The following is a 13324-nucleotide window of genomic DNA, read 5'->3' on the forward strand; positions in this document are numbered from 1 at the left end:
CGCCCGATGACCCTCGACGCACCGCGCAAGTCCTGGTTCGGGCAACCGCCAGGCCTCACCATCCTGTTCCTCACCGAGATGTGGGAGAAATTCTCCTACTACGGCATGCGGGCGCTGCTGGTTTATTACATGACCAAGCAGCTGTTGTTCTCGCAGGAACAGGCTTCGATGGTCTATGGCCTGTACACCGCGCTGGCCTACCTCAGCCCGGTGTTCGGCGGGATGCTCGCCGACCGCTGGCTGGGCAAGCGACGTGCGGTGATCCTGGGCGGCGCGATCATGGCGTTCGGGCACTTCCTGATGGCCTTCGATGCGCTGCTGTATCCCGCACTGCTGGCGATCGTGCTCGGTAATGGTTTGTTCCTGCCCACCCTGCCCGGCCAGGTCGGCGACCTGTACCAGCGCGATGATCCGCGCCGTGGCTCGGCGTTCAATGTGTACTACGTGGGCATCAACCTCGGTGCGTTCCTCGCCCCGCTGGTCTGCGGCACGCTCGGTGAGGTGTATGGCTGGCACGTCGGATTCTCCGCGGCCGGCATCGGCATGCTGCTGGGGCTGGTGATCTACATCACCGGCCGCCGCCACCTGCCGCCGGATCCGCCGCGCAGCGAGCGCGCCACGCTGCCCTTCTCCGCGCTGTGGCAACCGGCCTATCGCCCGCTGCTGCACCTGATGGCGATGATTGCCGGCCTGATCGTGGTGTTCCGTCTTGCCTACGAGCAGATCGGCAACACCATCGCGATCTGGCTCGACACCGGCGTGGACCGCGTGCTCACCGCGGATTTCACCCTTCCGATGACGTGGTTCTTCTCGCTCAATCCGCTGCTGGTCTTCCTGATCACCCCGCTGCTGGTGCGACGCTGGATGCGGCAGGCCCGCGATGGGCGCGAGCCGGCCGCACTGACCAAGATGGCGATCGGTGCCGCCGTGGTCGGACTGTCGTTCGCGCTGGTGGCGATCCTCGGTGGCGAACCAACGGCCAAGGTCGGCTGGCTGTGGGCCGCGCTGTTCTTTGCGATCTTCACCTTCGGCGAGCTCTTCATCCTGCCGGTCGGGCTGGGCCTGTTCGCCCGCCTGGCGCCGGTCGGCTTCGGCGCCACGATCATCGCGTTCTGGTTCCTCGCGTCGTTCGGCGGCAACCTGCTGGCCGGCGCGGTCGGCACGCTGTGGTCGACGCTCTCCAGCGCGGTGTTCTTCTCGCTGATGGCCGGGACCTGCCTGATCGTCGCCGTGCTGCTGCTGCGCCTGGAGCGACGTGCCCGGCCCTTGCTCGCTGGCAATGGGTCACCTGCAGCGCAGGAGGCCGCCCCGGCTGACGATGCAGTGACCGCGCGATGAGGTCGCCGTGCCGGCACGGCACGGTGTCGACGGCACGCGTGCCCCTGCTCCCCCCGCGTCAGCCCGCCACACAGCCGCCCCGGCCGTGGATGACTGTTGTGCCTACTGACCGACTTCGTTCCTGATTCCAGAGAGCCCGCCACATGCGCAAGCCGATGAAACGTTCGATCCTCGCCTCCACCGTCACGCTGTGCTGCATGAGCCTCGCCACCGCGGCGATGGCCCAGGACGCCGATGCCGAAGGCGGCCGCAGCACGCCCGATGTCGTCGAGCTCGATCGCGTGGTGGCCACCGCACAGAAGCGCAGCGAGAACGTCATGGAGGTGGCGGCCGGCGTCAGCGTGATCAGCGAAGAGCGCCTGGAAGCGTTCGGCGCAACCCGCCTGAACGACTTCGCCGCCTACGTGCCCGGCTTCCAGGTCGACAGTGGCGGCGCACCGGGCCAGACCACGATGGCGCTGCGCGGCGTGGCACCGCTTGGCGGCGGCTCGATCATCGGCACCTACATCGATGACACCCCGATCGGCCCGAGCAGCAACAAGCAGCGCGCGACCACCTACGCGCTGGATCTGCTGCCGTATGACATCCAGAGCGTGGAGGTGCTGCGCGGCCCGCAGGGCACGCTGTACGGCGCCAGCTCGATGGGCGGCCTGTTCAAGTACATCACCAAGGCGGCCGATCCGGACGGCTTCGAGTTCCGCGCGGGGATGGACGTCAACGCCACCAAGGAAGCCGGCGACGTGGGCAGCGGCGTGCGCACCTCCTTCAACGTGCCGCTGATCGAAGGCAAGCTGGGCATGCGCGCCAGTCTGTCGCGCCAGGGCACCCCCGGTTACGTCGACCAGCCCGACCTCAGCGGCGAGGATGCCAAGGACAGCAACGGCTACTACCAGTTGGCCTCGCGCCTGGCGCTGACCTGGCGCATCAGCGACACCGCCAACCTGCGCGTGCAGGCGCTGTCGCAGATCGTGGACGCCGACAATTCCAGTGCGGTGGGCCTGACCTATCCCACGCTGGAGCCGATCCGCGGGCCGCTGGAAGGCATCCTGCAGCGCGCGACGCCGTACCGGATGGAGACCGACTACTACTCGGCGATCCTGGACTGGGATCTGGGCAACGTCGATTTCGTGTCGGCCATCAGCTTCTCCGAAACCCGCATGGATGAAGTGCAGGATTCCACGCTGGTGTACGGCGCGGCATGGCCCCTGCTGACCCCGTACCCGGCCGGCCAGGCGCAGTTCGATGTGTTCCTCGGCACCCGCAAATGGACCCAGGAGTTCCGGCTCAGCTCCAAGGAGAGCGAGCGCTTCGAATGGCTGCTCGGCACCTTCTTCACCGGTGAGAAGAACACCAACCGCCAGCAGGTCAGCGCCTACGATGCGAATGGCATCCCGTTGCCCTTCAATCCCGGCACCGCGAGCCTGCCCGGCACCTATGACGAGCAGGCGATCTTCGCCGATGTCACCTACAAGTTCAGCCCCCGCTTCGATGTCTCCGCCGGTGTGCGGCACGCGCGCAACCAGCAGGATTTCGAGCAGCACAGCATCGGCCTGCTGTACGGCCCGCGGCCGATCGATCTGGCCGACTCCGCCGATGACAACGTGACGACGTGGAAGCTGGCCTCGCGCTGGCACCTCAACGACAGCTCGATGATCTACGCGCGTTACGCCACCGGCTACCGCCCGGGCGGGCCGAACGTATCGACCTCCGGCGTGGTGCCGATGACCAAGGCCGATACGCTGGACAACCTCGAACTCGGTTTCAAATCGCACTTCTGGGACCGTCGCGCGATGATCGACATGGCCCTGTTCCGGATCGACTGGGACGACATCCAGGTGCGCGTTTCGGAAAACGGCCTGAGCTGGATGGGCAACGCCGGCAGCGCGCGCAGCCAGGGCGCGGAACTGAGCTTCATGGTGCGGCCGGCCGAGCGCCTGACGCTCGGCCTCAATGCCGCCTACATCGATTCGAAGATCGGTGACGTGCCGCCGTCCAGCGGCCTGGTCTCCGGCAGCCGCATGCCGATGACGCCGCGGCTGAGCTGGTCGGGCACCATCGACTACGACATCGATGTGAGCGACCAGTGGCAGGGCCGGATCGGCGCCGGGTATCGCGTCACCGGCGAGCGGGTGGCCGGTGCGTACGACATCGACAGCTACAACGCGCTGGACCTGCACGCCGAGCTGACCAATATGACGTGGACCGTGCGTCTGTACGCGCGCAACGCCACCGACGAGCGCGCCTATGTCTCGACCGGCGCCGTTCGGGACGCACTCAACCGCTACGTCGCCGTGACCGGCGTTCCGCTGCAGCCGCGCACCATCGGCATGTCGATCGACTATCGCTACTGAGGGGCTCCCGGCACACCGTCAGAAGAGAGTAGAGAATTATCCTGATTAGGTTGCATATTCTCTGATTAGGACTTATACAGATCGAACCAGGTCAAACAACAGCGAGTCCTCGCCGTGAACGCCTCTCCTCTCTTCTCTCCCGCGACCACTGGAACCCTCATGAGCCCGACGCCCACCGCTGCCGTACAGGCCCTCGCCGCCCTCCCCCAGCCGTACCTGCTGTTCCTGGGCGACACCACCGAAGCCGGCTTCGCCAAGACCGCGATCGGCCTGCACGACTGGGCGCCGGAAGTGTGTGTAGCCGAATGGAGCCTGCCCGGCTGCCCGATCACCACCGGCCTGCCCACCATGACGCCGGCCCAGGCGCGCGCCGCCGGTGCGCGTGCGATGGTGATCGGCGTGGCCAACGGCGGCGGCGTGATTCCCCCGCAGTGGTTGCCGGCGCTGGTCGACGCCCTCGAGAACGGCCTGGACCTGGTCAGCGGCATGCACCAGAAGCTGGGTGACATCCCGGAACTGGCCGCCGCCGCCGAACGCCATGGGCGCGAGCTGATCAACGTCCGCGTGCCGCCGCGCGGCATTCCGGTCGGCAACGGGCGCAAGCGCACCGGCAAGCGCGTGCTCACGGTCGGCACGGACTGCGCGCTGGGCAAGAAGTACACCGCACTGGCCCTGGCCCGCGGCCTGCGCGGGCTCGGCGTGGATGCCGACTTCCGCGCCAGCGGCCAGACCGGCATCCTGATCGCCGGCAGCGGCATTCCGATGGACGCGGTGGTCGCCGATTTCTCGGCGGGCGCCGCCGAACTGCTCAGCCCGAATGCAGCCGACGACCATTGGGACGTCATCGAAGGCCAGGGCTCGCTGTTCCATCCCGCCTACGCCGGCGTCAGCCTCGGACTGCTGCACGGCAGCCAGCCGGATGTGTTCGTGGTCTGCCACCAGCCGGGGCGCAAGCATGTGCTCGGCTATCCGGACTATCCACTGCCCTCCATCGAGGAAGTGATCGCGTTGACCGTGCAGCTCGGGCGCCGTACCAACCCGGACATCCGCTGCGTCGGCGTCAGTCTCAACACCCATGGCATGACCGAAGCCGCGGCGTCTGCCGCCTGTGCGGAGGTCAGCGCGCGCCTGGGTCTGCCGGTGGCCGACCCGATGCGGCAAGATGGGGAATTCAACCGTTTGCTGGAGGCCTGCATCGCATGAAGATGACATCCCGTACCTTGAGCCTGTGCGTCGCGGCCATGCTGGGCCTGAGCCCGCTCGCCGCCTTCAGCGCCAGCCGGACCAGTCCGGTGGAAACCGAAGTCGCACGCCTGGCCACGTTGATCGACGGCAAGGTCGGTGTCTCGGCATGGCGCCTGGATGGCAAGGGCGAGCAGGTGCATCTGAATCCCGATGAAGGCTTCCCGATGGCCAGCACGTTCAAGGTCGCCGTCGCCGCCGTGATCCTGAGCAAGGTGGATGCCGGCGAACTGGCGCTGACCACGATGGTGCCGGTGCCGAAATCCTTCTATGTCGATTCGGAAGTGATCGCCGACCGTTTCATCCACGACGGCGTCAGCCTGTCGGTGCACAACCTGCTCGAAGTGATGTTGACCCAGAGCGACAACACCGCCACCGACGTGCTGGTGGCCCAGGCCGGTGGACCGGCCGCGGTCACCGCCTGGCTGCGCGCACACGGCATCGAAGGCCAGCGCCTGGACCGCAACACCCGGCAGTTGCTGAGCGACATCTTCGGCCTCGGCGATGAGCCGCTGACCAAGGAGCGCGTCGCGGAACTGACCCTCGACCCCGAGGTCGTCAAGCGCACCAAGTCCGGCAGCGAGGCCTTCGACAAGGATCCGCGCGACACCTCCACGCCGCGTGCGATGTCGACCCTGCTGACCCAGCTGTTCACCGGCAAGGCACTCAGCCCGGCCAGCACCGAGGTGCTGGTGCAGATCATGGAGCGTTGCCGGACCTGCAGCGCGCGCCTGCGCGGCAGCCTGCCGCCGGGCACCAAGGTGGCGGACAAGAGCGGCACCGTCGCCGGCACCGTCAACGACGTCGGCGTGGTCACCCTGCCCGACGGCAACCAGTTCGCCATCTCGGTCTTCGTCAAAGCGAGCAATGCCCCGCGCAGCGAACGCGAGCGGGTGATCGCCGAGATCGCGCGCACCGTGCGCGACTTCTACCTGCTGCAGCCCACGGCCGCCCGCAAGTGACCGCCGCCGCCAGCCGGTTCCAGCGGTATCTGTTGCCCGGTCTGGCGTTCAAGTCGGCCGTGATCGGCGGCGGATACGCGACCGGCCGTGAGCTGGCGGAGTTTTTCCTGCCATCGGGCCCGTGGGGTGGCCTGGCCGCGATGGTGTTGTCGATGCTGATCTGGAGCGTGATCTGCATCCTGACGTTCCTGTTGGCACGGGCGATCCGTGCCAACGACTACCGCACCTTCTTCCGGCATCTGCTGGGCCGTGGCTGGTGGACCTTCGAAGTCGCCTACCTGGCGTTGATCGTGGTGGTGCTGGCGGTCTTCGGCGCGGCCGCCGGCGAACTGGCGGCGACCATGTTCGGCTGGCCGCGGATCGTCGGCACGCTGGTGCTGGTGGCGATCATCACCGGCGTCGTGCAGGCCGGCACCAATGCCGTCGAACGCATGTTCAAGCTGATGTCGGCCTTCATGTACCTGGTGTACGCCATCGCGGCGTGCCTGATCCTGTACCGCTTCGGCGGCGGCGCGATGGCACAGCTCTCCAACACCCATGAACTGGGCAAGGACTGGGTGCTCAACGGCGTCACCTACGCCGGCTACAACATGTTCGCCGCCGTCTCGATCCTGCTGGTCGTGCGCCACCTGCTGTGCCGCCGCGATGCGGTGATCGCCGGTGCGCTGGCCGGCCCGCTGGCGATCCTGCCGGCGATCGTCTTCTACGTCTGCATGATCGCGTTCCTGCCGGACATCGCCGACGCGCCGCTGCCGTCGGACCTCATGCTCGGCCAGCTCGGCCTGCCGTGGTTCCAGTGGCTGTTCCGCCTGATGATCATGGTGGCACTGGTGGAAACCGGGGTCACGCTGATGGCCTCCGTGGATGGCCGCATCAGCGTCAACTGGAAGGAGCGCACCGGTGCCGCACCCAAGCGCGGGGTACGCGTGGCGATCATCGTGGCGATCCTGCTGATGGCCGTGTTCATGGCCGATGGCATCGGCCTGGTGGCACTGATCGCGAAGGGATACCGGCTGCTGGCCTACGCGATCCTGGCCACCTACGTGGTACCGTTGCTGGCCTATTCGGCGTGGCAGATCGGGTCGCGCCGCGGGCAGGCCTTCACCGCGCCCGTGGGCGACCTGCCCGATCCGCGTCCCGCGTTGGCCGATGCCATCGGCGCTCATCCGCCACAGGCGAAGACCAGGAACTGATGCAGTGCGCGTGCCGGCGCGGACAGGTCTTCGTCCGGGCGCCAGACCAGGCCGACTTCCATCGGCGGCACCGCGTCGGTGAGGGTGCGGACGTCGATCCGGCGCCCCTCCAGCGACCACGGCCGATAGACCATGTCCGACAGGATGCTGACCCCGAACCCGTAGGCGACCATGCCGCGCAGCGCTTCCAGCGACGAGGTCCGGAACACGACGTTGGGTTCGCGCCCGACCGAGCGCCAGTAGCGCATCGCCGACTCCTGGCCCTCGTCGACCATCAGCATGATGTAAGGATACGGCTCCACATCGGCCGGGCTGATCACCGGCAGCTGCAGCAGCGGATGCGACTCGGCCAGCCACAGTTGGCGGCGGGAGCGGATCAGCACCTGGCGCCGCAGCACATAGGGCTCGGCCATGTTGGAAATGATGCACAAGCCGAAGTCGAGGTCGCCGCTGCTGACGCCCTGCTCGATCGCGGCGCGGTCCATGTCGACCAGGTCGACCTCCACCTGCGGGTAGGAGCGCTTGAAGCGCGCCAGCAGGCTCGGCAGGAAGTAGCCCAGCACCGTGTAGGACGCGCCGATCCGCACCCGGCCCGGGAGGGTGTTGGCCAGGAACATCGGCTCGCTGAGCGCGTCCTGCAGCGTATCCAGGATGTGCCGCACATGCTGGTGGAAGCGATGCCCCTCAGCGGTGAGGCCGACCCCGTGCGGCATGCGGTCGAACAGCTTCAGGCCCAGCGAGGCCTCCAGCTGGGCGACCGCCGTGGTGATCACGGATTGGGAGACGTGCAGCTTGCGCGCGGCCTGCGAGAACTGCCCCAATTCAGCCGCTTCGGCAAAGTAACGCAGCTGGCGCAGGGTCATGTTGGCGGGGATTTGCATGCACGGGCTCCCACGGAATGAAGATATCTGAATAAACAATACCTCATACGCAATTAAACAAATTTACGATAAGCCGCTGTGCCTCTAGACTTCACACTGGGTGCAATGCGCCATGGCCCCAGCCGCCTTGCAAGCGCTGGACCTTACCCGCTTCGCGACGAGATCCCGCCCGGATGTCGGCGCGTCAACATCGCCATTACCGTTGCCCCCCGCCGGCGGTATGCCTGTAGCTCCATGACCCAAGCCCAGCGAGGCCCCTGACATGTCATCACCCCAGATTCCCGCCACGAGCGAGCCGTTGCATCTGCACGTGCCCGAGCCCAGCGCCCGTCCCGGCCAGGCCACCGACTTTTCCTATCTGAAGCTGAGCCCCGCCGGCGCGGTCGACAAGCCGCCCGTGGACGTGAGCGCCAGCCAGACCGCGCCGCTGACCGGCCAGCTGATCCGCGTGCTGGACGACAACGGCGACGCCGTGGGCCCCTGGGCTGCCGACATCGACGACGCAGTGCTGCTGCGTGCGATGCACGCCATGCTCAAGACGCGCGCCTACGACGCCCGCCTGCTGATCGCCCAGCGCCAGAAGAAGACCTCGTTCTACATCCAGTGCCTGGGTGAAGAAGCGATCGCCGTCGGCCAGACCCTGGCGCTGCGCGATGACGACATGCAGTTCCCGACCTACCGCCAGCAGGGCATCCTGATCACCAAGGACGTCTCGCTGGTCGACATGATCTGCCAGGTGCTGTCCAACGCGGCCGACCCGCTGAAGGGCCGCCAGCTGCCGATCATGTATTCGTACAAGGACTACGGCTTCTTCTCGATCTCCGGCAACCTGACCACCCAGTACATCCAGGCGGTGGGCTGGGCGATGGCCTCGGCGATCAAGGGCGACACCCGCATCGCCACCGCATGGGTGGGTGATGGCGCGACCGCCGAAGGCGACTTCCACGCCGCGCTGACCTTCGCGCACGTGTACCGCGCGCCGGTCGTGCTCAACGTGGTCAACAACCAGTGGGCGATCTCCACCTTCCAGGCGATTGCCGGCGGTGAGAACACCACCTTCGCCGCGCGCGGCGTGGGCTACGGGATTCCGTCGCTGCGTGTGGACGGCAACGATCTGCTCGCCGTGTACGCGGCCTCGCGCTGGGCCGCCGAACGCGCCCGCAGCAATCTCGGCCCGACCCTGATCGAGTGGGTGACCTATCGCGCCGGCCCGCATTCGACCTCGGATGATCCGTCCAAGTACCGCCCCGCCGACGATGCCCAGCACTTCCCGCTCGGCGACCCGATCGACCGCCTGAAGCAGCACCTGATCAAGCGCGGCCTGTGGAGCGAGCAGCAGCACGACGAAGTGCGCACCGAACTCGATGCCGAGGTCCTGCGTGCCCTCAAGGAAGCCGAAACCCACGGGTTGCTCGGCAGCGACAACCGTCCCGGCGCGGCCCTCATGTTCGAAGACGTCTACAAGGACATGCCCGAACATCTCCGTCGCCAGCGTCAGCAGTTGGGAGTCTGAACACCATGAGCGGGATTGAACAGAACAACACCGGCGGCACGCCGATGACCATGATCCAGGCGCTGCGCTCGGCGATGGACGTGATGCTGGAACGCGACGACAACGTGGTGGTCTTCGGCCAGGACGTGGGCTACTTCGGCGGCGTGTTCCGCTGCACCGATGGCCTGCAGACCAAGTACGGCAAGCAGCGCGTGTTCGATGCGCCGATTTCCGAAAACGGCATCGCCGGCGCCGCGATCGGCATGGCCGCCTACGGCCTGCGCCCGGTCGCTGAAATCCAGTTCGCTGATTACATCTACCCGGCCTACGACCAGATCGTCTCCGAAGCGGCGCGCATGCGCTATCGCTCCGGTGGCAGCTTCACCTCCTCGCTGGTGTTCCGCACCCCGTGTGGCGGCGGCATCTACGGTGGCCAGACCCACAGCCAGAGCCCGGAAGCGATCTTCGCGCACGCCACCGGCCTGCGTACCGTCATGCCGTCCAACCCGTACGACGCCAAGGGCCTGCTGATCGCCTCGATCGAGAACGACGACCCGGTGATCTTCCTGGAGCCCAAGCGCCTCTACAACGGCCCGTTCGACGGTCACCACGACCGCCCGGTCACCGCGTGGTCCAAGTACCCGGACAACCTGGTGCCGGAGGGCTACTACAACGTGCCGCTGGACAAGGCCGCCATCGCCCGCGAAGGCAAGGCACTGACGGTCATCACCTACGGCACCACCGTGTGGGTGGCCAAGGCCGCCGCCGAAGATGCCGGGATCGACGCCGAAGTGATCGACCTGCGCAGCCTGTGGCCGCTGGATCTGGACGCCATCGTCAACTCGGTCAAGAAGACCGGCCGCTGCATCGTGCTGCACGAAGCCACCCGCACCTGCGGCTTCGGCGCCGAACTGGTCGCCCTGGTGCAGGAGCATTGCTTCTATCACCTGCAGGCACCGGTGGAACGCGTTACCGGCTGGGACACCCCGTATCCGCACGCGCAGGAATGGGACTACTTCCCGGGTCCGTCCCGGGTCATCGATGCAATGCAGCGCGTGCTGGAGGACTGAACCATGGGACATCACGTCATCAAGATGCCGGACATCGGTGAAGGTATCGCCGAAGTCGAACTGATCACCTGGAAGGTCGAGGTCGGTGGCCCGGTCGCCGAAGACCAGGTCGTGGCCGAGGTCATGACCGACAAGGCCATGGTCGAGATCCCCTCGCCCGTCTCAGGCACCGTGGTCTCGCTGGGTGGCAAGCCTGGCCAGATGATGGCCGTCGGCAGCGAGCTGATCCGCCTGGAAGTGGACGGTGCGGGCAACGCCAGCGCCGCCAGTGCGCCGGCCGCCGCGGCGCCGGCCGAACCGGTTGCTGCGCCCAAGGCTGCCGCACCCGCAGCGGCACCTGCGGCCGCCGCAGAGCCTGCACCCGCTGCGACCCCGGCCAAGGCCGCCGCTGCCTCCGCACCCGCCTGCGCCGCCAAGCAGGACGCGCGTGGCGCGGTCACCAACGGCGTGCTCAACGCCGGTGAAGCCCCGCTGGCCTCGCCGGCCGTGCGCCGCCGCGCCTGGGACCTGGGTATCGAGCTGCGCTACGTGCCGGCCACCGGCCCGGGCGGTCGCATCCTGCAGGCCGATCTGGATGCCTACGCCGCCGCCGGTGGCAAGGCACAGCCGGTCGGTGGCAGTGCCGGCGGCAGCAGCTACGCACGCCGTACCGGCGAGCAGCAGGTGCCGATCATGGGCCTGCGCCGCAAGATCGCGCAGAAGATGCAGCAGTCCTGGTCGACCATTCCGCACATCACCTATGTGGAAGAGATCGACGTCACGGAAGTGGAAGCCCTGCGCGCCAAGCTCAATGAGCGCTGGGCCAAGGAACGCGGCAAGCTGACCCTGCTGCCGTTGCTGGCACGCGCGGTCGTGCTGGCCGCACGCGACTTCCCGCAGATGAACGCCCGCTACGACGACCAGGCCAACATCGTGACCCGCTATGAGGGTGTGCAGCTGGGCATCGCGACCCAGAGCGAGGTCGGCCTGTCGGTGCCGGTGGTCGGGCATGCCGAGTCGCTGGATCTGTGGCAGACCGCCGCGGAAATCGCGCGCTTGGCCAGTGCCGTGCGCGTGGGCAAGGCCACCCGTGAGGAGCTGTCCGGTTCGACCATCACCATCAGCAGCCTCGGCGCGATTGGTGGCCTGGTCTCGACCCCGATCATCAACCATCCGGAAGTGGCGATCGTCGGCGTCAACCGCATCATCGAACGCCCGATGTTCCGCGAGGGCCAGGTGGTGGCGCGCAAGCTGATGAATCTGTCGTCCTCGTTCGACCATCGCATCGTCGATGGCATGGATGCGGCCGAGTTCGTGCAGGCGATCCGTACCCGCCTGGAAACCCCGGCCCTGCTGTTCGTGGAGTAAGCGATGTCCAATACCCTTCAAACCCAGTTGCTGATCATCGGCGGCGGTCCCGGCGGTTACATCGCCGGCATCCGCGCCGGCCAGCTCGGCGTCAAGACCATCGTGGTCGAGGGCGTCAATCCGGGTGGTACCTGCCTCAACATCGGCTGCATTCCCTCCAAGGCGCTGATCCATGCCGCCGAGGAGTTCGCCAAGGTCACCGCGTATGCGGCAGGCACCTCGCCGCTGGGCATCAGCGTGCAGGCCCCGTCGCTGGACCTGGCCAAGACCGTGGCGTGGAAGGCCGGCATCGTCAAGAAGCTGACCGGTGGCGTCAGTGCGCTGCTGAAGAAGAACGGCGCGCAGCTGATCAAGGGCTGGGCCACGATCGTCGACGGCAAGACCGTCGAAATCGCCGGCGCCGCGGAAGATGGCGGCACGCTGCGTATCACCTGCGAGCACCTGCTGCTGGCGACCGGCTCGGTGCCGGTGGAACTGCCGTTCCTGCCGTTCGGTGGCAAGGTCATCTCCTCCACCGAAGCCCTCTCGCCGACCTCGCTGCCGAAGCAGCTGATCGTCGTCGGTGGCGGTTACATCGGCCTGGAGCTGGGCACCGTGTACCGCAAGCTGGGCTGCGAAGTCACCGTGGTCGAGGCCCAGGAGCGTATCCTGCCGGCCTACGACGCCGAGCTGACCAAGCCGGTGGCCACGCACCTGGAGAAGTCCGGCGTGAAGCTGCTGACCGGCCACAGCGTGCTCGGCCTGGCCGACAACGGCCAGCTGCGCGTTCGCGATGCCAACGGCACCGAGATCGCGCTGGATGCTGACCAGATCCTGGTCGCGGTCGGCCGTCGCCCGAAGACCGACGGCTTCAATCTCGAATCGCTGCAGCTGGATCTGACCGGCAAGGCGATCAAGATCGACGACCAGTGCAAGACCTCGATGCGCAACGTGTGGGCGATCGGCGATGTCGCCGGTGAGCCGATGCTCGCGCACCGCGCGATGGCGCAGGGCGAGCTGGTGGCCGAGATTGTCAGCGGCAGGAAGCGCCACTTCGTGCCGGCCGCGATTCCGGCGGTGTGCTTCACCGATCCGGAAATCGTGGTGGTCGGGCTGTCGCCGGACGAGGCCAAGGCACAAGGCATCGAGACCAAGGTCGCGCTGTTCCCGTTCGCCGCCAATGGCCGTGCGATGTCGCTGGAATCCACTGATGGCTTCGTGCGCGTTGTTGCACGCAGCAGTGACCACCGCATCCTTGGCTGGCAGGCTGTCGGCGTGCAGGTCTCGGAACTGTCGATCGCCTTCGTGCAGTCGATTGAGATGGGCGCCACGCTGGAGGATATCGCCGGCACGATCCATCCGCATCCGACCCTGGGTGAGGCGGTGCAGGAAGCAGCGCTGCGTGCGTTGGGGCATGCGCTGCATATCTGAGGCAGGTCTGTAGGTCCGAGTCATGCTCGGATGCTTTG

Annotated in this window: 10 protein-coding genes; 9 read left to right on the forward strand and 1 reads right to left on the reverse strand. The window is 67.1% G+C overall.

The genetic code is table 11. The features are described from left to right. Positions 1-6: 6 nt before the first annotated feature. The 5 genes from ABE424_RS06775 to ABE424_RS06795 all read left to right on the forward strand — a co-directional run bounded on the left by ABE424_RS06775 (position 7) and on the right by ABE424_RS06795 (position 7086). A complete protein-coding gene (locus tag ABE424_RS06775) occupies positions 7-1338 on the forward strand; it encodes a peptide MFS transporter (protein ID WP_346490914.1) in 1332 nt (443 codons plus the stop codon). 155 nt (positions 1339-1493) lie between these two features. Beyond that, complete coding sequence (locus ABE424_RS06780; RefSeq protein ID WP_346490913.1) at positions 1494-3689, forward strand: TonB-dependent receptor; 2196 nt, start codon at positions 1494-1496, stop codon at positions 3687-3689. A gap of 159 nt (positions 3690-3848) precedes the next feature. Continuing rightward, entirely contained in the window at positions 3849-4892 is a 1044-nt protein-coding gene (locus tag ABE424_RS06785; protein ID WP_176989819.1) for a DUF1611 domain-containing protein, read from the forward strand. Further along, a complete protein-coding gene (gene bla / locus ABE424_RS06790) occupies positions 4889-5893 on the forward strand; it encodes a class A beta-lactamase (protein WP_346490912.1) in 1005 nt (334 codons plus the stop codon). Before ABE424_RS06785 ends, bla begins: the two co-directional genes overlap by 4 nt. Continuing rightward, complete coding sequence (locus ABE424_RS06795; RefSeq protein WP_346490911.1) at positions 5890-7086, forward strand: hypothetical protein; 1197 nt, start codon at positions 5890-5892, stop codon at positions 7084-7086. Before bla ends, ABE424_RS06795 begins: the two co-directional genes overlap by 4 nt. On the opposite strand, the gene ABE424_RS06800 is transcribed toward ABE424_RS06795, so the two are convergent. After that, on the reverse strand, positions 7056-7967 hold the full coding sequence (locus ABE424_RS06800) for a LysR substrate-binding domain-containing protein (protein ID WP_176989816.1): 912 nt from the start codon (positions 7965-7967) through the stop codon (positions 7056-7058). The genes ABE424_RS06795 and ABE424_RS06800 overlap by 31 nt on opposite strands. Before the next feature lie 262 nt (positions 7968-8229). Between ABE424_RS06800 and ABE424_RS06805 the strand changes: the two genes are divergently transcribed. From ABE424_RS06805 to lpdA, 4 genes are read left to right on the forward strand one after another with little or no spacing between them, the layout of a single operon-like run. Then, positions 8230-9480, forward strand: a complete 1251-nt coding sequence (locus ABE424_RS06805; protein WP_346488991.1) for a 3-methyl-2-oxobutanoate dehydrogenase (2-methylpropanoyl-transferring) subunit alpha — start codon at positions 8230-8232, stop codon at positions 9478-9480. 5 nt (positions 9481-9485) lie between these two features. Beyond that, entirely contained in the window at positions 9486-10529 is a 1044-nt protein-coding gene (locus tag ABE424_RS06810) for an alpha-ketoacid dehydrogenase subunit beta (protein WP_176989814.1), read from the forward strand. 3 nt (positions 10530-10532) lie between these two features. Next, on the forward strand, positions 10533-11876 hold the full coding sequence (locus tag ABE424_RS06815; RefSeq protein WP_346490910.1) for a dihydrolipoamide acetyltransferase family protein: 1344 nt from the start codon (positions 10533-10535) through the stop codon (positions 11874-11876). A 3-nt stretch (positions 11877-11879) separates the two neighbouring features. Then, positions 11880-13286, forward strand: a complete 1407-nt coding sequence (lpdA, locus tag ABE424_RS06820; RefSeq protein WP_346490909.1) for a dihydrolipoyl dehydrogenase — start codon at positions 11880-11882, stop codon at positions 13284-13286. Positions 13287-13324: the final 38 nt, after the last annotated feature.

This window comes from Stenotrophomonas sp. TWI1149, assembly GCF_039673155.1.
GTDB lineage: Bacteria > Pseudomonadota > Gammaproteobacteria > Xanthomonadales > Xanthomonadaceae > Stenotrophomonas > Stenotrophomonas maltophilia_AA.

Excerpts from the sequence above, each read along its gene's own strand:
- ABE424_RS06785 (WP_176989819.1), top strand. The coding sequence starts at position 3,849 with ATGAGCCCGACGCCCACCGCTGCCGTACAGGCCCTCGCCGCCCTCCCC.
- lpdA (WP_346490909.1), top strand. The coding sequence starts at position 11,880 with ATGTCCAATACCCTTCAAACCCAGTTGCTGATCATCGGCGGCGGTCCC.
- ABE424_RS06780 (WP_346490913.1), top strand. The coding sequence starts at position 1,494 with ATGAAACGTTCGATCCTCGCCTCCACCGTCACGCTGTGCTGCATGAGC.
- ABE424_RS06800 (WP_176989816.1), bottom strand. The coding sequence starts at position 7,967 with ATGCAAATCCCCGCCAACATGACCCTGCGCCAGCTGCGTTACTTTGCC.
- bla (WP_346490912.1), top strand. The coding sequence starts at position 4,889 with ATGAAGATGACATCCCGTACCTTGAGCCTGTGCGTCGCGGCCATGCTG.
- ABE424_RS06775 (WP_346490914.1), top strand. The coding sequence starts at position 7 with ATGACCCTCGACGCACCGCGCAAGTCCTGGTTCGGGCAACCGCCAGGC.
- ABE424_RS06815 (WP_346490910.1), top strand. The coding sequence starts at position 10,533 with ATGGGACATCACGTCATCAAGATGCCGGACATCGGTGAAGGTATCGCC.
- ABE424_RS06810 (WP_176989814.1), top strand. The coding sequence starts at position 9,486 with ATGAGCGGGATTGAACAGAACAACACCGGCGGCACGCCGATGACCATG.
- ABE424_RS06805 (WP_346488991.1), top strand. The coding sequence starts at position 8,230 with ATGTCATCACCCCAGATTCCCGCCACGAGCGAGCCGTTGCATCTGCAC.